The organism is Bradyrhizobium sp. SZCCHNR1017 (genome assembly GCF_032381375.1).
GTDB lineage: Bacteria > Pseudomonadota > Alphaproteobacteria > Rhizobiales > Xanthobacteraceae > Bradyrhizobium.
This window is the reverse complement of the sequence record NZ_JAUHIR010000001.1, coordinates 631,724-651,327: the sequence shown is the minus strand read 5'-3', so window position 1 is coordinate 651,327 and position 19,604 is coordinate 631,724. Positions and strand designations below refer to the sequence as shown.

The 19,604-nt window shown below is 64.6% G+C and carries 15 protein-coding genes and 1 pseudogene; 10 read left to right on the top strand and 6 right to left on the bottom strand.

What is annotated here, in order from left to right; all coding sequences use genetic code 11:
• The first annotated feature begins 40 nt into the window (after positions 1 to 40).
• From QW863_RS03115 to QW863_RS03100, 4 genes are all read left to right on the top strand, one after another.
• A complete protein-coding gene (locus QW863_RS03115) occupies positions 41 to 1,783 on the top strand; it encodes a glycosyltransferase family 39 protein (protein ID WP_315711840.1) in 1,743 nt (580 codons plus the stop codon).
• Positions 1,784 to 2,575, top strand: a complete 792-nt coding sequence (locus tag QW863_RS03110) for a phosphatase PAP2 family protein (RefSeq protein WP_315711842.1) — start codon at positions 1,784 to 1,786, stop codon at positions 2,573 to 2,575.
• A 93-nt stretch (positions 2,576 to 2,668) separates the two neighbouring features.
• A complete protein-coding gene (locus tag QW863_RS03105; RefSeq protein ID WP_315711843.1) occupies positions 2,669 to 3,406 on the top strand; it encodes a glycosyltransferase family 2 protein in 738 nt (245 codons plus the stop codon).
• On the top strand, positions 3,406 to 3,744 hold the full coding sequence (locus QW863_RS03100; RefSeq protein WP_172109779.1) for a lipid-A-disaccharide synthase N-terminal domain-containing protein: 339 nt from the start codon (positions 3,406 to 3,408) through the stop codon (positions 3,742 to 3,744). Before QW863_RS03105 ends, QW863_RS03100 begins: the two co-directional genes overlap by 1 nt.
• A 65-nt stretch (positions 3,745 to 3,809) precedes the next feature.
• On the opposite strand, the pseudogene QW863_RS03095 reads toward QW863_RS03100, so the two are convergent.
• Together QW863_RS03095 and metC are read right to left on the bottom strand one after the other, a co-directional pair.
• Positions 3,810 to 5,514: pseudogene (locus QW863_RS03095) on the bottom strand (Na/Pi cotransporter family protein).
• 119 nt (positions 5,515 to 5,633) lie between these two features.
• On the bottom strand, positions 5,634 to 6,827 hold the full coding sequence (metC, locus tag QW863_RS03090; protein WP_315711845.1) for a cystathionine beta-lyase: 1,194 nt from the start codon (positions 6,825 to 6,827) through the stop codon (positions 5,634 to 5,636).
• 316 nt (positions 6,828 to 7,143) lie between these two features.
• On the opposite strand from metC, the gene QW863_RS03085 reads away from it, so the two are divergent.
• From QW863_RS03085 to QW863_RS03070, 4 genes are read left to right on the top strand one after another with little or no spacing between them, the layout of a single operon-like run.
• Complete coding sequence (locus tag QW863_RS03085) at positions 7,144 to 8,160, top strand: amino acid ABC transporter substrate-binding protein (protein ID WP_315711846.1); 1,017 nt, start codon at positions 7,144 to 7,146, stop codon at positions 8,158 to 8,160.
• A 28-nt stretch (positions 8,161 to 8,188) separates the two neighbouring features.
• A complete protein-coding gene (locus QW863_RS03080; protein WP_315711847.1) occupies positions 8,189 to 9,394 on the top strand; it encodes an amino acid ABC transporter permease in 1,206 nt (401 codons plus the stop codon).
• A complete protein-coding gene (locus QW863_RS03075; RefSeq protein WP_315711848.1) occupies positions 9,391 to 10,911 on the top strand; it encodes an amino acid ABC transporter permease in 1,521 nt (506 codons plus the stop codon). The genes QW863_RS03080 and QW863_RS03075 overlap by 4 nt, the downstream gene beginning before the upstream one ends.
• Before the next feature lie 22 nt (positions 10,912 to 10,933).
• Entirely contained in the window at positions 10,934 to 11,677 is a 744-nt protein-coding gene (locus QW863_RS03070) for an amino acid ABC transporter ATP-binding protein (RefSeq protein ID WP_315711850.1), read from the top strand.
• A gap of 64 nt (positions 11,678 to 11,741) precedes the next feature.
• Here the strand turns inward: QW863_RS03070 and QW863_RS03065 are convergent, their stop codons facing one another.
• The 4 genes from QW863_RS03065 to QW863_RS03050 form a co-directional block, all read right to left on the bottom strand.
• Complete coding sequence (locus QW863_RS03065; RefSeq protein WP_315711852.1) at positions 11,742 to 12,776, bottom strand: cysteine synthase A; 1,035 nt, start codon at positions 12,774 to 12,776, stop codon at positions 11,742 to 11,744.
• 81 nt (positions 12,777 to 12,857) lie between these two features.
• Positions 12,858 to 14,090 (bottom strand): cyclopropane-fatty-acyl-phospholipid synthase family protein, encoded by a 1,233-nt coding sequence (locus tag QW863_RS03060; protein WP_315712616.1) that lies wholly within the window; start codon positions 14,088 to 14,090, stop codon positions 12,858 to 12,860.
• A 108-nt stretch (positions 14,091 to 14,198) separates the two neighbouring features.
• Entirely contained in the window at positions 14,199 to 15,044 is an 846-nt protein-coding gene (locus QW863_RS03055; protein ID WP_315711854.1) for a DUF1365 domain-containing protein, read from the bottom strand.
• 7 nt (positions 15,045 to 15,051) lie between these two features.
• Positions 15,052 to 16,365: an NAD(P)/FAD-dependent oxidoreductase gene (locus QW863_RS03050; RefSeq protein ID WP_315711856.1), complete on the bottom strand. Its 1,314-nt coding sequence runs from the start codon at positions 16,363 to 16,365 to the stop codon at positions 15,052 to 15,054.
• Between the two features lie 366 nt (positions 16,366 to 16,731).
• Here QW863_RS03050 and QW863_RS03045 point away from each other — a divergent pair, with 366 nt between their 5' ends.
• Together QW863_RS03045 and QW863_RS03040 are read left to right on the top strand one after the other, a co-directional pair.
• Entirely contained in the window at positions 16,732 to 18,186 is a 1,455-nt protein-coding gene (locus QW863_RS03045; RefSeq protein WP_315712618.1) for an efflux transporter outer membrane subunit, read from the top strand.
• Positions 18,176 to 19,576 (top strand): efflux RND transporter periplasmic adaptor subunit, encoded by a 1,401-nt coding sequence (locus QW863_RS03040; RefSeq protein ID WP_315711857.1) that lies wholly within the window; start codon positions 18,176 to 18,178, stop codon positions 19,574 to 19,576. The genes QW863_RS03045 and QW863_RS03040 overlap by 11 nt, the downstream gene beginning before the upstream one ends.
• Positions 19,577 to 19,604 lie beyond the last annotated feature (28 nt).

Sequence of the window (19,604 nt, the reverse complement as noted above, 5' to 3'; positions counted from 1 at the left end):
GCGGTTGTCGACATAGCGGTTTCAGCGTATTCGGAACCCCATGGTCGAGACCTTTGCCCGCCCCCGTTTTGGAGAGCCGCGCGAGCCGAAGAACCTGGTCAATCCAGGCAATCGGCTGGCGCGGATGATCGATGTCGTCACCGTGAGCCACACCAGGGCGGTGACGTTCCTGCTCGTCTGCGGGCTGCTGTTGTTCCTGCCGGGCTTCTTCACCATCCCGCCGATCGATCGCGACGAGGCGCGCTTCGCCCAGGCGACCAAGCAGATGGTCGAGAGCGGCGATTACGTCGATATCCGCTTCCAGGACGACGTGCGCTACAAGAAGCCAGTCGGCATCTACTGGTTGCAATCGGCTGCGGTCGAGACGGCGTCGGCGATCGGTCTGCCGCGTGCGCAGCTGCGCATCTGGGTCTACCGCATTCCCTCGCTGATCGGTGCCATCGGCGCGGTGCTGCTGACCTATTGGACCGCGCTCTCCTTCGTGACACGGCGCGGCGCCGTGTTCGCCGCCCTGCTGATGTGCTGCTCGGTGCTGCTCGGGGCGGAAGCCCGGCTCGCCAAGACCGACGCGATGCTGCTGTTCACCGTGGTGGCTGCGATGGGTGCGCTGGCCCGCGTGTATCTGTCGTGGCAGCGCGGCGAGGATCCGGTGCATCCACCGTGGGGACCGCCTGCGATCTTCTGGACGGCGCTCGCCGGCGGCATCCTGATCAAGGGCCCGCTGATTCTGATGTTCGCAGGACTGACGATCGTGGCGCTGGCGATCATGGATCGTGGTGCCGGCTGGCTATCGCGTCTGCGCCCTCTATGGGGACTGATGTGGATGCTGGTGCTGGTGCTGCCCTGGTTCGTGCTGATCTTCCTGCGCGCCGGCGACACCTTCTTCGCCGATTCCGTCGGCGGCGACATGCTGAGCAAGATCGGCGCCCAGGAGTCGCACGGCGCACCGCCGGGACTTTATCTGCTGCTGTTGTTCATCACCTTCTGGCCCGGCGCGCCGCTGGCCGCTATGGCGGCGCCTGCGGTATGGCGCGCGCGGCGCGAGCCGGGGGCGCAGTTCCTGCTGGCCTGGCTGCTGCCGTCCTGGGTCGTGTTCGAGGCCGTCCTGACCAAGCTGCCGCATTATGTGCTGCCGCTCTATCCGGCAATCGCCATCCTCACCGTGGGCGCGCTGGAGCGGCGGGTGCTGGCGCGCAACTGGCTGCGGCGCGGCGCCGCCTGGTGGTTCGCGATTCCCGCCATCACATCGGTGGTGGCCGTGATCGGCGCCATCATCGTCACGCACCAGCCGGTGTTCCTGGCCTGGCCGTTCGTGGCGGCGTCGCTGATTTTCGGCCTGTTCGCCTGGTGGCTCTATGACGACGGCCGTGCCGAGCGCTCGCTCTTGAATGCCGGCGTGGCGGCGATGTTCCTGGCGTTCGTGGTGTATGGCGCCGTGCTGCCGGCGCTGACACCGCTGTTTCCCAGCGCGGAGATTGCGCGCGCGCTGCGCAACGTGGTCTGCGTCGGGCCGAAGGCGGCAGCGGCAGGTTTCCACGAACCTAGCCTCGTGTTCATGACAGGAACCTCGACGCAGCTCACCGACGGCTCGGGGGCGGCCGACTTCCTCAACCATGGCGCGTGCCGCTTCGCGCTTGTCGAGCAGCGCACCGAACGGGCGTTCGTGCAGCGCGCCGAGGCCATCGGGCTGCGCTACAACGTCGCCAAGCGCATCGACGGCTACAACATCTCGCAAGGCCGCCCGGTCTCGATTGCGATCTATCGTTCGGAAGGCACCGAGTAGATGTCGGCGCCAGACACGCCCTCGCTGTCGTCAGGCTATCTCGCCCAGCTCGCGCTGGTCGGCAAATTCTCGTTCGGCCGGCTGGTTCGGCGGCCGCAGACCGCGCCGGACGCTGCGGGCCGGCAACGCCTGCAACGCGAGCTTCTCCTGCTCGGTGCCATCGGCCTGAGTGTGGTCTCGGTGCTGATGTTCACCTTCGATGCCTACGAAATCGGGCTGATGCCGGCGCGTGGAACACCGAGCCTGTGGCCGGTGCGCATCATCACCGAATTCGGCCAGGACGAATACGTGCTGGGACTGCTGGCAGTGGGGGTCGTCGCGACGATCCTGATCGCGCCGTTGTGGCCTGAGGCTTCGCGCAGCCGCCTTCTGAACTTTGCGACGCATGTTCAGTTTTTCTTCTTCGCGGTTCTGCTCTCCGTGCTATCGGCCCAGGTGTTGAAATATATCATCGGGCGCGGCCGTCCCTTCGTCGGCGGCAAGGCCAACGCGTTCAATTTCGAACCCTTCAACGGCACGCCGGCCTATTTCAGCATGCCGTCGGCGCATGCGGTGACCGCCTTCGCGCTCGCATTCGCCATTGCGGCCGTCTGGTCGCGGCTGCGGATACCAATGTTCATCTATGCCATCGTGATTGCCCTGAGTCGGCTGGTGCTGCTGGCGCATCATCCAAGCGATGTGGTCGCCGGCGCCGTGGTCGGATTGGCCTGCGCCATGCTGGTCCGCTACTGGTTCGCAGCACGACGGCTGGGCTTTCGCCTGGGCAAGGACGGCCAAATCGTACCGCGCTAAAGGGGTTGATAGGCGGCCCCAAGCCCCATAATAAGCCTCCGCCGCATCGCCCGGGGCAGGAACCGGTCCAGTCACGCCATCGCGAGTCTCATCTTGTCGACCGAAACCCCCGTTGCCGTCTCCATCGTCGTTCCCGTGCGCAACGAGGCCGGCAACATCACGCCCCTGATCACCGAGATCGCGGCCGCGCTCGACGGTCTCTGGGCCTATGAGATCATCTACGTCAACGACGGCTCGACCGATGACACCGCGCAACGGCTCGCCGAGGAGATGGCGCGGCGGCCGAACCTGCGCGTGCTGCGCCATGAGAAGTCGTCCGGGCAATCGGCGGCCGTCAGAAGCGGCATCCGCGCGGCCCACGGCGCGATGGTTGCGACGCTGGACGGCGACGGGCAGAACAATCCCGCCTTCCTGCCCGACCTCATCGCTGCGCTCGAAAAGGGCGGGGCGGGTGTCGGCCTCGTCGCAGGCCAGCGCGTCGGTCGCAAGGACACCGGCTTCAAGAAACTGCAATCGCGGCTTGCCAACAAGATCCGCAATGCGGTGCTGCATGACGGCACCCGCGATACCGGCTGCGGCCTCAAGGCGGTCCGCCGCGACGTCTTCCTGATGATGCCGTATTTCGATGGTCTGCACCGCTTCCTTCCCGCCCTGGTGCGGCGTGAGGGCTACGACATCGCCTACATCGACGTGACAGATCGACCCCGGCACTCCGGTGTCTCGAACTACGGGTTCTTCGACCGGCTCTGGATCGGGATCATGGATCTCGCCGGCGTGTGGTGGCTGATCCGCCGCAAGAAGCCGACGCCGGTTGTGATCGAGGTAAAGTAATGCTGATTCAATTCGGGCAGGCGTTCAGCAACTATCTCTACGACATCTTCATCGCCAAATTCGATTTCTGGCTGGTGTTCGGCCTCGCCGCCCAACTGGCCTTCGCCGCGCGCTTCCTTGTGCAGTGGATCGCCAGCGAGCGCGCGGGCAAGAGCGTGGTGCCCCTTGCCTTCTGGTTCTTCTCGATCGGCGGCGGCCTCATGACGCTGATCTATGGTCTCGTCAAACGCGAGCCGGTCATCATCTTCGGCCAGTTGCTGTCGAACATCATCTACGTCCGCAACGTGATGCTGATCTTCAAGAACCGTCAGCGCGAGTCGCAGACGCTGAGCAATTGACCGGAGCGGGCTTCAGGTTCACAGGGCGGATGTGCCGTCGCCCGTTCGTGGGGCCGTCCTGCGCCTCAGCGCGGCAGCGGCCGGGCTGAGGACCGGGGCAGGGGCACGGGCACGGTGGTCGCCACGCTGTCAGCCGCCTCGCCGCGGCGCGTCGCAACCTCGCCGGCGGCATCGAGCACAGGATAGGCGACCGAACAGATGTGTGAGTGGATCCGCCTGAGGTCACGCAGCACGTCGAGATGCAGTGAGGTGGTTTCGAGCGTCTCCGAGCGGCCGTCGCGCAGACGTTCGAGGTGCCGCTCGGTCGCGCCGAGCTCGGCGTTGCGGAGCTCGGCTTTCTGATCGAGCAATTGGTGCGCCTGCTGCGCATCGCCGGACATGAAGATGCCGAACGCGACGCGGAGCGCCTCCATGATCTGGCGGTGAAAGGCCTGCAGCTCGTCGGCCCCCTCCGCGGAGAATTGGAACCTGCGCTTGATCTTCTTGGTTGCGAGCTCGCTCAGGTTCTTGTCGATGATGTCGCCGATGTGTTCGAGGTTGATCGCGAAGGAGATGATCTCCATCGCCCGCTTGCCCTCGCGATCGTCCAGGCTGCCCCGCGTCAGCTTGGTGATGTAAAGCTTGATGGCTTCGTCGAGCCGGTCGACGGACATTGTCCGCGCGTGACACCTGATCCACGAGGCCACGGTCGTTGGTCATCATCGCGGTCATGACATTGCGCAACATGGTCTCGACCAGATCGCCCATGCGCAGCGCCTCGCGCGCCGCGTCCGCAAGCGCCAGCGACGGTGTCTCCAGCGCGGTCTCGTCGAGGTAGCGCGGCTTGGCGGGATCGACTTCGGCCGGGCGGTCGGGGAACAGTCTGACGAGCAGCTTCTCGATGCTGCCGAGCAGACCGATGAAGACCAGCGCCGTGCCGAGGTTGAATGCCATGTGAAACTGCGCGGTCAGCTTCGACAGATCCGGCTGCCATTGCTGCAGCTGAGCCGCGAGCGGATGCAGGAAGGGTGCGATCAGCGCGACGCCGATGATGCGGTTGAGGAGATTGCCGACGGGCAGGCGATAGCTCGCGGGATTGTCGCGCCGGGCGCCCTCGAACACCGGGTTGACGGCGCTGCCGAGATTGGCCCCGAGCACCAGTGCCATGGCCGCATCGGCCGTGATGAAATGCGCATAGGCCAGCGACATCACCAGCAGCACGCTCGCGACGCTGGAATGCACGATCCAGGTGACGGCGGCGCCGAAGATGATGCACAGCGTGACGTCGGCGGTGATCGCCTGCATGAACACGCGCATCGCCGGCGCCTCCTCGGCCGGCGCGAGCGTGTCGATCAGGATATGGAGCGACAGCAGCATCAGGCCGAGGCCGATCGACACCCGGCCGAGATCCTTGATGCGCGATCGCGGCCCGCTGCGGAACGCCACCAGGCCGAGCACGAACAGGATCGGCGCGACGGCCGCGACGTTGAACGACAGCACCTGGACGATCAGCGTGGTGCCGATATTGGCGCCCAGCATGATCGCCATCGCGGGGATCAGGCCGACGAGGCCTTCCGCAGCAAAGGAGGTGGTGATGAGCGCCGTTGCCGTGCTGCTCTGGAGAAGCGCGGTGAGGCCGAGTCCGGCCGCGAGGGCGCTGAAACGGTTCCGCAGCGCTCGCGACAGCAGCAGCCTGAGATCCGGGCCGAAGGCGCGCAGGATGCCGCTGTGGACCATGTGAAGGCCCCACAGCAGCAGCGCCACGCCACCCATCAGATCGAGCAGAACCATGATTCCCGTTCGTTCCCGCTTGTCTTCAGACCAAGGCTACGCCCAATCGGCCGGGGATCAACGCCAATTTGGCGGCCCCGGTTGCCCGATCGCGCGGCGCTCCGCCCCTGCAGGCGTGGTCAAGCGGCGTTGAACGCGGCAAAGCCGCGATCGAGATCGGCCTTGAGATCCTCGGTATTCTCGAGACCGATGTGCAGCCGCAATGTCGGACCGCCGGGTGCCCATGTGGTCGCCGTACGGTAGCTTGCGCAGTCGAACGGGATCGCCAGGCTCTCGAAGCCGCCCCAGGAATAGCCCATGCCGAACAGCGTGAGCGTGTCGAGCATGGCGTCGACGGCGGCCTGCGCCTTTGGTTGCAGCACGATGCTGAACAGGCCGGAGGCGCCGGTGAAATCGCGCTTCCAGATCGCGTGCCCCGGATGGCTCTCCAGCGCGGGATGCAGCACCTCGATCACCTCAGGACGCGCGGCGAGCCAGCGCGCCATCTCCAGGCCTGACCGGTGATGCTGCGCCAGGCGCACGCCAAGCGTCCGTACGCCGCGCAAGGCCAGGAACACGTCGTCCGGTCCGGCGCAGACGCCGAGCAGGCGGATGCCCTCGGAGATCAGCGGCCACGCCTTCGCATTGGCCGAAATCGTCCCGAACATGATGTCGGAGTGGCCGCCGATATATTTGGTGGCCGCCTGCATGCTGATGTCGACGCCCTGATCGAGGGAGCGATGGTAGAGCGGCGTCGCCCAGGTGTTGTCGTCGATGACCAGCGCGCCGTGCGCATGCGCAACCGCGGCAATGACGGGGATGTCCGGCATTTCGAAGGACTGCGAGCCCGGCGCCTCGACAACCACCGCGCGTGTATTCGGTTTGAGCAGTTGCTCAATTCCTGCGCCGATCAAGGGGTCGAAATAGGTCGTCTCGACGCCATAGCGTGCCAGCATGCCGTTGCAGAAATTGCGGGTTGGACGATAGATGCTATCGCACACCAGAACGTGGTCGCCGGCCTTGAGCACCGACAGCAGGGTGGTCGAGATGGCGCCGAGGCCTGACGGCGCGATGCCGACGCCGGCGCATTGCGGCCCCTCGAGCGCCATCAGCACTTGCTGCAGCGCCTTCGTGGTCGGGGTGCCGTGGCGGCCGTACTGGAATTCGCCGCGGTGTGCATGCAGATCTTCAGCCGTTGGATACAGGACCGTTGAACCATGAACGACAGGAGGATTCACGAATCCGTGCTGCGCTTTCGTGTCCCGCCCCGCCGTGACCAGCCGTGTCTCGACGTTTTGTCGCACCGCCGCAGCGGGGTCGTTCGATGATGCCATTCGCGTGTCTTTTCTCTTTGAACCTGCCGGGATAGCTGGAAATCAGGCCGCACTGCGGTCGTTAATAACAGAATGCAGAACAGGCCCGTCAACCCCTTGACCCGGACCGCCAGTCGTTCTGTGATGCCGGCGCAATTCGATCGCTGCACGTTGAGGGGCTTGCCGCGATTTCCGCTTCATCTCGCATGCACGGCTCCGTCGTGCATGGCGCGCGCCATATTCTTGGTATGGCGTTTGCAGAGGCGGATTCAGGTCGGCCCCTCCTACGCGCTGAGATTCATCGCTCCCCAAGGACGACCCGCGAAAGGCTGTATTTATGAAACGCGTCACTCTGGCTCTTACTCTTGCTCTCGCCCCGGTGCTGGCGAGCGTCGGCGCCCAGGCCGAAACGCTCAAGACCGTCAAGGATCGCGGCATGCTCGCCTGCGGCGTCAGCCAGGGCCTTCCTGGCTTCTCGGCGCCCGACGACAAGGGCAACTGGACCGGGCTCGACGTCGACGTTTGCCGCGCCATTGCCGCCGCGATCTTCAACGATCCGACCAAGGTCAAGTTCGTTCCACTGTCCGCCAAGGATCGCTTTACTGCACTGCAGTCGGGCGAGATCGACGTGCTGTCGCGCAACACCACCTGGACCCTGTCGCGTGACACCTCGCTGGGCGCCAATTTCGCCGGCGTGACCTATTACGACGGCCAGGGCTTCATGGTGAAGAAGGCCCTGAAGGTCAATTCGGCGCTCGAGCTCAACAGCGCCTCGATCTGCGTGCAGACCGGCACGACGACTGAGCAGAACCTCGCCGACTACTTCAAGGCCAACAAGATGAAGTACGAGGTGATCGCATTCGCCGGCCAAGACGAGACCATCAAGGCGTACGAATCTGGCCGTTGCGACGTCTTCACGACCGACGTTTCCGGCCTCTACGCCGAGCGGCTGAAGCTCGCCAATCCGGCCGATCACGTGGTGCTGCCGGAAGTGATCTCGAAGGAGCCGTTGGGCCCGATGGTCCGCCATGGCGACGACCAGTGGTTCGACATCGTCAAGTGGACCTTGTTCGGGCTGGTGACGGCCGAGGAGCTCGGCGTGACGCAGGCGAACGTCGATGAAATGGCCAAGTCGGACAAGCCGGAGTTCAAGCGCGCCTTCGGCACCGACGGCAATCTCGGCGAGCAGCTCGGCCTCACCAAGGACTGGTTCTACCGGATCGTGAAAGCGGTCGGAAACTACGGCGAGATGTATGATCGCAACGTCGGCGCCGGCTCCAAGCTGCAGATCGCGCGCGGTCTGAACCAGCTCTGGAACAAGGGCGGCCTGCAATACGCGCCGCCGATCCGCTGATCACTGCACGATAGCGGGGCTGCGGCGAATGAGCATCGAAGCAAGGTTACCGCCTACGCAATATGGGCTTCGGCTGAAGCGCATGCTGGGTGGCAAGGCAGGATGGAACGGCATCATCCTCCAGATCCTGTTCGTCGCAGTGCTGGTGTGGGTTGGCTACGAGATCGTGGCCAACGCACGCAGCAACCTCGCCACCCAGCGGATCACGTCGGGCTTCGGCTTCCTCAACAATACGGCCGGCTTCGACGTCAACCAGACCCTGATCAGCTACTCCGGCTCCGACAGCTACAGCCGCGTGCTGATCGTCGGCGTGCTAAACACGCTGCTGGTCTCCGTCATCGGTATCGTGCTGGCGACCATCCTTGGCTTTCTGGTTGCGCTTGGCCGCTTGTCACCCAACGTATTGCTCTCGCGGGTCTCCGGCGCCTATGTCGAGCTGATCCGGAACCTGCCGCTCCTGTTCCAGATCCTGTTCTGGTATCTCGCGGTGTTGGCGGCTCTGCCCGGACCGCGGCAGAGCATCTCTCTTTTCTCGACCTTCTTTCTCAACAACCGCGGCTTCATCGTTCCGCGCCCGATCGAGGAGCCCGGCTTCACGCCGTTCGCGATCGTGCTCGGTGTGGCGATCGTGGTCTCGATCGGTCTGCACTATTACGCGCGGCGTGAGCTGTTCCTGCGCGGCCATGTGATCCGGATTTGGCCCTACCTGCTGGGGCTGCTGATCGGCCTGCCGCTAATTGCAATGCTCGTGTTCGGCGTGCCGATTTCGTTCGAGGTGCCGGCGCTCAAGGGATTCAACTTCGCCGGCGGCTCCCGCATCATTCCAGAGCTCGTTGCGCTGACCCTGGCGCTCACCATGTACACGGCGTCGTTCATCGCCGAGGTGGTACGGGCGGGAATCCTCTCGGTCCACAAGGGACAGATGGAAGCGGGGCTCTCGCTTGGACTGAGCCGCGGCACCGTGCTGCGCCTGATCGTCGTGCCACAGGCGCTCCGCGTCATCCTGCCGCCGCTGACGAACCAGTATTTGAACCTGACCAAGAATTCCTCGCTCGCGGTCGCTATCGGTTATCCCGATCTCGTGTCGGTGTTCGCGGGCACGACGATGAGCCAGACGGGGCAGGCCATCGAGATCATCGGAATCACGATGGGCGTCTATCTGGCGCTGTCGCTGATTACGAGCGCGATGATGAGCTTCTATAGCTGGCGGCTTGGGAAGAGACTTGGCGCATGACCGACATCACGGCCTCAACCTTCATCCGTCAGGACATGGCTGGAGAACGCCCGGCGCCCATCAAGACGACCGGTTTCGTCGGCTTCGTCCGCACGAGGCTGTTGAACTCGCCGACCAATATCCTGCTCACCCTGGTGAGCGCACTGTTGATCTGGTTCACCGTGATTCCGGCGGTCAAGTTCCTGCTGGTCGACGCGGTGTGGGTCGGCAAGGACCGCGATGCATGCCTGGCGCAGAACGCCGGCCATCCGGTCGGCGCCTGTTGGCCCTACATTTCGGCGAAGTTCAGCCAGTTCATGTACGGCTTCTACCCGGAGGCCGACCGCTGGCGCGTCAATCTGACCTATGTGCTGGCGGTGGTGCTGCTCGTGCCGCTGCTGATTCCGCGCCTGCCGGCCAAAGGCCTTAATGCGGGTCTGTTCTTCTTCGCGCTGCCGATGGTCGCGTTCTTCCTGCTCTATGGCGGTGGGCTGGAGGGCTTCGGCGTGAGCTGGGCCACAGGCACCCTCCAGCTGTTCGTCGAGAGCATCGATACGGCCGGCAACGCGCTGGTGCGCGCCGGCGATAACGTGCCGGTGGTCGGCATGCTGCTGTGGCTGCTCGGCAAGCTGGTCGTGCTGATCGGAACGCTCGCATCGCTCGTGATCTGGCCGCTGGTCTGGATCCGCAATGAACTGCAGCAATCTCACCAGCCCGTGTGGAATGATCTCGCGCTCTCCGCGATCATTGTCACCGCGCTGGTGTTCATCATCGGCGGCGGGAGCAGGGCGCTGCGCAGCGTCATCGCCACGGCCGCGACCTTCGCCGGCATCGCCATCGTCATTGCGATCATGGGCCTCGATCGCGGCGGCCTTCCCATCGTCGACACAAGGCTGTGGGGCGGCATGCTGGTGACGCTGGTCGTCTCGGTGATCGGCATCGTCGCGTCGATGCCGATCGGCATTGCGCTTGCACTCGGCCGCCGCTCGACCATTCCACTGATCCGCGTCTTTTCGATCGCCTTCATCGAGCTGGTGCGCGGCGTGCCGCTGATCACCGTGCTGTTCTTCGCCACCTACATGCTGCCGCTGTTCCTGCCTGGCAATGTCAGGGTCGACGGCCTGGTACGGGCGCTGATCGGCGTTGCGCTGTTCTCCGGCGCCTACATGGCCGAGGTGATCCGCGGCGGCCTGCAGGCCATTCCGCGCGGCCAGGCGGAGGCGTCGAGCGCGCTCGGCCTGTCCTGGTGGAAGACGACGAGCTTCATCGTGCTGCCGCAGGCGCTGCGCCACGTCATCCCCGGTATCGTCAACAGCTTCATCTCGCTGTTCAAGGATACCTCGCTGGTCTCGATCGTGGCGCTGTTCGACTTGCTCGGCAGCCTCAAGGCTTCGTTGGCCGATCCGGTCTGGGCGACACCGACCACGGCTTTCACCGGCTTTGCCTTCACAGGAATGATCTACTTCGCCTTCTGTTTCGGCATGTCACGCTACTCCATGCTGGTCGAGCGCCGCCTCAACGCGCACCGGCGCCATTGACCCAGAGATCGTCGAGAGATCCATGACTGCAAATTCGATCGTCAGCATTTCCGCCCTCAACAAATGGTACGGCGAATTCCACGTCCTGCGCGACATCAACCTCTCCGTCGGAAAGGGTGAGCGCATCGTGATCTGCGGGCCCTCGGGCTCGGGCAAGTCGACCCTGATCCGCTGCATCAACGCGCTGGAGGAATTCCAGGAGGGCGAGATCAATGTCGACGGCATCGATCTGGGTCCGAATCTCAAGCGGGTGGACGAAGTCCGCCGTGAGGTCGGCATGGTGTTCCAGAGCTTCAACCTGTTTCCGCATCTGACCGTGCTGGAGAACTGCACCTTGGCTCCGATCTGGGTGCGCAACATCCCGCAGAAGGAAGCCGAGGCGACTGCGATGAAGTTCCTGGAGCGGGTCAAGATCCCGCATCAGGCGCAGAAATATCCGGGCCAGATGTCGGGCGGTCAGCAGCAGCGCGTTGCCATCGCGCGCGCGCTGGCGATGAACCCGAAGGTCATGCTGTTCGACGAGCCGACCTCGGCGCTCGATCCCGAGATGGTCAAGGAGGTGCTCGACACCATGGTCGATCTCGCCAAGGAGGGCATGACCATGCTGGTCGTGACCCACGAGATGGGTTTTGCACGCGAGGTCGCCAACCGCGTCGTGTTCATGGACGCCGGCCAGATCATCGAATCGAACACGCCGCAGGAATTCTTCGCCAACCCGCAGCATGCGCGCAGCAAGCTGTTCCTGAGCCAGATTCTGCGGCATTGATGAGGAAGCGAATCGGGACTTGCGAATAGGGCGAGAAATTCTACTCGCTACTCGCTACTCGCCCTCAAACGAAAGGCGGCTTGATCCCGCTGCGCCGCTCCAGCCAGGCCGGCACCGGCAGGTTCTTCGAACGCATGAACTCCGGATTGTACAGCTTCGACTGATAGCGCGCACCGGAGTCGCACAGGATGGTCACGATGGTGTGGCCGGGGCCGAGCTTCCTGGCGAGTTGCACCGCGCCAGCGACGTTGACGCCGGTCGAGCCGCCCAGGCACAGGCCTTCATGCTGCACGAGGTCGTAGATGGTGTTGACGGCGTCCTCGTCGGACACCAGGAACGCGTCGTCGACCTTGGCGGTCTCGATCACGGGCGTCACACGACCGATGCCGATGCCTTCGGTGATGGAATCGCCGGGCGTCGATTTGACGACCCCGTTCTTGAACCATTCGTACATCGCGAAGCCGTGCGGGTCGGCACAGGCGGTGACAATGTCCTTGTTCCTGTCCTTCAAATAGCGGCTCGTGCCGGCGATCGTGCCGCCGGTGCCGACCGCGCAGATGAAGCCGTCGACCTTGCCGTCGGTCTGCTCCCAGATCTCGGGTCCCGTGGACTCATAATGCGCCTTGGCGTTGTCGAGGTTGTTCCACTGGTCGGCGAACAGCACGCCGTTGGGCTCGGTCTTGCGCAGTTCGTCGGCGAGCCTGCGGCCGACATGCTGATAGTTGTTGGGATTGCTGAACGGCAACGCCGGCACCTCGACCAGCTCCGCGCCGCACAGCCGCAGCATGTCCTTCTTTTCCTGGCTCTGCGTCTCCGGAATCACGATCAGTGTGCGATAGCCACGCGCGCTGGCGACCACGGCCAGACCGATGCCGGTGTTGCCGGCAGTGGCCTCCACCACGAGGCCGCCGGGCTTGAGATCGCCACGCCTCTCGGCCTCCAGGATCATCCACTTGCCGGCGCGGTCCTTGACCGACTGGCCCGGGTTCATGAACTCGGCCTTGCCGAGAATGGTGCAGCCCGTCGCCTCCGAGGCGCGCTTGAGCTTGATCAGCGGTGTGTTGCCGATCGCCGCGACGACGTCGTTATGAATGGTCATTTTGCAGATACCGTAGGAGTTTCCTCGAGCACACTTAAGAGGACCCTAGCCTGATATCCAGGGGAGCGTAAGCCGGCTGGATCAGCCCCCCGATTTCGCAAAGACGACCTGGCGAACATCGATATTCCCGGAGAGGAAACCCGCTTCGCAGTAGGACAGATAATATTCCCAGAGCCGCCTGAAGCGCTCGTCGAATCCGGCGGGCGTGAGGTCCGGCCAAGCCTCTCGGAAGTTATTTCGCCAGATCGCAAGCGTCCTGGCATAATCTTCCCCGAAGATCCGCTCGCGGATGACGGGTATGCCAAAGCGGTCGCCGAGCGACTTCAGAATCTGCGGTGTCGGCAACATGCCGCCGGGAAAGACGTAGCGCTGGATGAAGTCGACCTCGCGGCGGTAGTGCTGGAACAGGCTGTCCTGGATGGTGATTGCCTGGACACCGGCCAGTCCGCCCGGCAGCAGGCGGTCTCGCAGTTGCGAGAAATATTTCGGCCAGAACTGTTCGCCGACCGCCTCGATCATCTCGATCGAGGCGATGCGATCGTAGTGGTCACGCTCGTCCCGGTAATCCTGCAGGCGGATTTCGACCTTCTCGGCGAGCCCGGCCTCCTGGATGCGGCGCTGCGCGAAGTCGCGCTGCTGTTGACTGATCGTCAACCCAACGACCTTGGCGCCGAACGTCTTGGCGGCATATTCGGCAAAGCCGCCCCAGCCGCAGCCGATCTCGAGCAGCTTCTGCCCGGGCTTGAGATCGATCGCCTCGGCCAGCCGCTTGTACTTGTTGGTCTGCGCGGCAGTGAGGTCGGTGGTGTGCTCCTCGAACAAGGCCGAGGAATAGGTCATGCTCGGATCCAGCCATGCCGAGTAGAACGAATTCCCGATGTCGTAATGGGCATAGATGTTGCGCTTCGCCTGACGCTTGGTGTTGCGGTTGAACCAGTGCCGGACCAGCTGGGCAAACCGGATCAGCGGCTTGTCTTCCAGCATCGACTGCAGCAGGTGCTGGTTGACGCAGAACAGATAGAGAAACTGCGTCAGGTCCGGCGTATCCCAGTCGCCGTTCAGATAGGCCTCGGCGATGCCGATGTCGCCGCCATTGAGAAGACGCGATGCGAAGCCGTAATTGGCCAGGATCATTGCGGCGGCCGGCCCGGGCTCAACGCCGCCGAGCCGGATCACCCGTCCGTCCGGCAGGGTGACGTCGAGCGTGCCTTTTCGCAACCGCGAGCCGAAGCCGAGGGCAAGGCGGGGCAGGCGGGGAAGATCGGCAAGCACCTTGTCGATGGTATCAGGGGTGACTGGGATGACGTCCGGCATGGCAGGTCCACTCACGCAAACGGCTCCAGCCCACGTCCCCGTCGGCTGGCCGGTGCGGCACCTGTGCGGGCAGGGATCACGGACGCAGAGCGAGCCGGCCGTTTCCGGTCAGCGTCGTGACATATAAGCGTGGCTGCCGTTCCCCGCCAAGCCGGTATTGGTTCCAGGGCTTGCACTGATTTCGCCACGCGGGACGAGGCGGACGCCTTTGGCCCACAGCCGCAGTGCCTCCCAATGGATCGCGGCGAAGATTTTGACAGTCACCAGCGGGAGTGAGACGAAGGCTGCGAGCAGGGAGCCAGACGTCAGCCCGCGACGGCGGCCAGAGAAGGTTGCAGCGAGCAGGGGCCCGTCGGGGCCAGTTTCCAGAATCCGCAACTTGACCTTGTCGCCCGGCGGCACGACCCGGAAATGGTAGCGCATCGCCATGTCGATGAACGGCGAGACGTAGAAGGTCTTGTCCTGCGTCTGGCGCAGCCCTGCCGCGGACAGCTCATTGGATCTGACCGGCAGCACATAGGGCTTGATCTCGCCGTAGGTGTTGCGGACCTCGTAGATCATCAGCGCCAGGGTGCTGTCGCTGCGATAGCAGAAATAGACCGACAGCGGATTGAACACGTAGCCGAGCAGCCGCGGATAGCACAGCAGCAGCACGCGGCCGCCGCCGAGATCGATCCCCTGATCCGCCGCACAGGTCTGCGCATAGGCCAGCAGCGACGAGCCGTCGCGCGGACCGTGGTCGGCCTCGTGGAAGCTGTAGAGCGCGCGCCGATTGACCCCGAACAGCGAGGCCTGCCGGTCCGCCTGGTCGAGCCGGCCGAGATCGATCAGCAGGCTCATCACGCGATACCGGAAGCGATGCGTGGTCGGCCGCATGCGGGCATGCATGACCTCTCCGACATAGAGCGCGGCCGCTTCCGTTCGGTCATCCTGTCCCGAGTGATCCATGTCCATATCGCGCCTATTCTGCAGCCTCGGCGAGCTCGGTGGGAAACCCGCGCCATGGCACGCTCGCGCCGAGCGCCTCCGCCACGGCGAGACCCGAGCGCAGCCCGTCCTCATGGAAGCCGTAGCCGGTCCAGGCCCCGCAGAACCAAGTATGGCGCTGCCCCTGAATCGCTGCCAGGCGCTTCTGCGCCGCAAAGGCCGCAGCTGTATATTGTGGGTGCTCACAGATATATTTGCCAAAGGTCAGCTCCGGGGCCGGAGCGAAGGGTGGGTTGAGGCTGACGAACAGCGGCTTGGCGTCGTCGATGTCCTGCAGGTTGTTCATCCAATAGGTGACGGCGACGTCGTTCATGGGAACGCCCTCACGCTGCCAGCGCAGGAAATTCCACGAGGCCCAGGCGCGGCGGCGCTTCGGCATCAGCCTGCTGTCACGGTGCAGATAGATCGTGTTGGGCGAATATTTGATCGCACCGAGGATGCCGCGCTCCCGCTCGTCCGCGTCGGTGAGCATCGACAAGGCCTGGTCGCTGTGTGCGGCAATCACCACATGATCGTAGGTGTCCCGACGCCCGCTGCTGTCTTGAACGACGACGCCGTGGGCGGTGCGTTCGATGCTGGTCACGGCGCTGCCGAGCCTGATCTGGTTGCGGAAGCTCGACGTCAGTTTCTCCACATAGCGCCGGCTGCCGCCCTTGACGGTGCGCCAGACCGGACGGTCATATTGCAGCAACCTGTGGTTGCTGAAGAACGCAACGAAGTTCTCGGCCGGAAAGTCCAGCATCTCGGACGCCGGGGCTGACCAGATCGCGGCCCCCATCGGCGCCAGATAGTCGGTGAGCAGTCGCGGAGCGAAATGGTTGCGCCGGAAATAATCCCCGAGCGTAAGGCCATGCAGGCGGCCGGCCTTGAAGTCGGCTGTACTCTGCTCGTTGAAGGTCAGGATGTCCCTGAGCATCCAGAGATAGGATGTCGACAGCAGGTTGCTCGGCTGCGCGAACAGCCCCTTGGCGGTGTCGAGCCAGGTGTTTCCGCCACCTTTCCATTCGAAGCGGCCGGCATCCGCGGTGACGGCAAAGCTCATGCTGCTGTCGACCGTCTCGACCCCCAGATGGTCGAACAAGGCGGTGAGCTCAGGATAGTTCAGCTCGTTGTAGACGATGAAGCCGATGTCGACCGAGACCGGAGCGCCGTCATAGTCGATCGTCACGGTATGGCTGTGGCCGCCCGGACGGAGATCGCGCTCGTAGACGGTGATCGGATAACGTTTCGCCAAGGACCAGGCCGCGGCGTTACCCGCAATACCCGTTCCGACCACCGCAACTCGCATGAATGCCCCCTGAAGTTCACGTGCAAGTTACGGAGTCCCCGCCAAAGGGTTTCACGGCCGCGCTCGCCGCGTCACACCCCGGCCAAAACGGCATTCGACAGATGAAATCTTGGTAAGGCGGCAGCCGGGGGCCCGTGGCCCTGCCTGCACGAAACTCCGCTGATTTACGGGAGATTCGTCGATTCGGTGGACTTTATCGGCACCATCGCTGCTGGGGCGACGGGGAGCTGCAGGGCTGTCCGCCGCCGTGGGCTGCGGCTAGAATGATTCCCAAGACTACAGGGAAGCATCACGCCAGTGTCCATCGTGCCGATCGCCGTCGACGAGCCTTGCCGCGCGTCCGCTGACCCGCGGATCGTCGCCGGGATGCGGGAGCGCCGTGTGCCGGCTACCCTGCGGCGATTTGTCCACTGGCTGGCGGCGATCGGATTGGCGGCGAACTCGGCCGGCTGCCTGCTGACCCAGGATATTCCCGATCCGGCCCTCGACTTGCCCCAGCGCTACAAGGCGGCGTCCGGTTCCGATATGGCGGCGCCGCCGCCGCTGGATTGGTGGCGCGGCTTCGGATCACGCGAGCTGACCCAGCTGATGGAGGAGGCGCAGAGCGTCAACCTCGACATTGCCGCTGCTGTGGCAAGGTTCCGGCAGGCCGATGCGCTGGCGCGGCAGGCCGGCGCGGCGCTGCTGCCAAGCCTGTCGAGCACGGGGCAGGAGACCTATTCGCGCACGTCCGGGTCGAGCTCCAGCGGGCTCACCAATGGCGGCCGCGAGGTCGTCAATTACCAAGCCTCGCTCTCTGCGAGCTACCAGCTCGACTTCTTCGGCCAGAATCGCGACGCGCTGCAGGCGGCCGAGGAAACCGCGGTAGCCAACCGCTTCGACCGCGACGTCACGCAGTTGACGACGCTTGCCACCGTCGCCAATGCCTATTTCCAGGTGCTGGCCGCGCAGGATCGGATTCGGACGGCTGAGCGCAACATCGCCAGCGCCACGCGTGTGCTCGATGCCATCCGCGAGCGGCAGAAGGCTGGCACCGGCAACGATCTCGACGTCGCGCAGCAGGAGAGCGTGCTCGCCAATCAGAAGGCGGCGGTGCCGCCGCTGCGCCAGACGCTCGATCAGAACGTCAATGCCCTGGCCGTGCTGGTCGCGCGATCGCCCGAAGGCATTCGGGTCATTGGCGGCTCGCTCGATCAGATCAGGACTCCGCGGGTCACGCCTGGTCTGCCGTCGGAGATCCTGACGCAGCGTCCGGACATCCGCCGGCAGGAGGCCCAATTGGCATCGGCAACGGCCAATGTCGGCAGCGCGCGGGCGCAGTTCTTTCCGAGCATCCAGCTCACGGGCAACGGCGGCTACCAGAGCGCGGCACTGGTGTCGCTGTTTCAGCCGCATGCGGCGTTCTTCAGCCTCGCCGGCAGCCTGACCCAGCCGATCTTCGACGGCGGCCGGATTCTGGGCAACTTCGAGAACGCCAAGGCGCGGCAGGATGAACTGCTGCAGACCTACCGCAAGACCGTGATCCAGGCCTTCACCGACGTCGACAATGCGCTGTTCTCGATCAAGCAGACCACGATCCGACTGCAATTGCAGCGCCAGGTCGTCGCCGCCTCGCGGCGTGCGTTCGAATTGTCGGAGCAGCAGTTGCGCGCGGGAACTGCCGACATCGTGACCGTCTTGAATACGCAATTGACGCTGTTCCAGGCCGAGGACGCGCTATCGCAGGCGCAACTGGCGCGCCTGCAGGCGTTTGTGAGCCTCTACCAGGCGCTCGGCGGCGGCTGGGAGCCGCGCATGGAGAAGTCGGCCGATGCTCTTTAAACCGGACGAGAAGGGAGCAGCGGCAGTGAAGCGCGCGCGGTCCAGCGTGGCACGGCGACTGGTGTCGATCGCGATCACGCTGCTGATCCTCGGCGGCCTCGGCTATATCGGCTGGTCGGCGATGCAGCAGAAGCAGCAGGCCAATAACCGCTTCGCGCGGCCCGACCTTCCCGTTCCGGTCCTGGCTGCCTCGCCTGCCATCAAGGACGTGCCGGTCTATCTCGACGGCGTCGGCGCGGTGCGCGCGCTGAACACGGTCACGGTGCGCTCGCAGGTCGACGGCAAGCTGATCGCGGTCAATTTCGTCGAAGGGCAGGACGTCAAGAAGGGCGACGTGCTCGCGGAGATCGATCCGGCGATCTATCAGGCGCAGTACGATCAGGCCGTTGCCAAGAAGGCGCAGGACGAGGCGCAACTCGCCAACCAGAAGCTCGACCTCGCCCGCTACGAGCAGCTCGCAGCCAGCAATGCCGGCTCCAAGCAGCAGGCCGATACGCAGCGCGCGGTGGTGGCGCAGCAGCAGGCGCTGATCAAGGCGGATCAGGCCGCGATCGACAATGCGGCGACGACCTTGAGCTACACCAAGATCGTGGCGCCGCTCTCCGGCCGCGCCGGCCTGCGCCAGGTCGACCAGGGCAACATCGTTCATGCCTCTGACGCGACCGGCCTCGTCGTCATCACGCAGCTGCAGCCGATTGCGGTTCAGTTCAGCCTGCCCCAGCAGCAGATCATGCGCGTCAATGCGGCCGCCGCCAAGGGACCGCTCGCCGTCGACGTGTTCGGCAATGACGGCGTCACCGTCATTGACACCGGCACGTTGCGGGGCATCGACAACCAGGTCGATCAGACGACGGGCACGCTGAAGCTGAAAGCAGAATTCCCCAACGGCAGATTTCAGCTTTGGCCGGGACAGTTCGTCAATGTCCGCCTCAAGGTCGAGACCCTGTCGCAGGCGATCACGGTGCCGACGTCGGCCGTGCAGCGCGGGCCGGCAGGTACGTTCAGCTACGTGATCGGCGAGGGCGACATCGTCTCTGCGCATCCGGTGGCGGTCGTGCAGCAGAATGAGAGCGAGGCCGTGATCGCGAGCGGCTTGAGCCCGTCGGACCGTGTGGTGACGACAGGCTTTGCCAACCTCGCCGAGGGCGTCAAAGTGGTGGTCGGGCGCGCCGAGCAGACGCCGCAGGCCGATCTGGCGCCACGCAAACGCGGCCGCAATCCGCAAGCGAAGGATCAAGGCAAGGACCAGGCCAAGGAGGGCGGAGCTCCGCCTGACGGCGCGAAGGACGGCGAGCCGCGTCGCAGGCCTCAGGCCGCGGGCCAGACCGATGCCGGTGCAGCGCCCCAGGGAGGGAGTGAAGCAGGTCGCGGCGCGAAGGCGCAGCCATGACGCGACCGCAAGAGTGACGAGCAGTCGC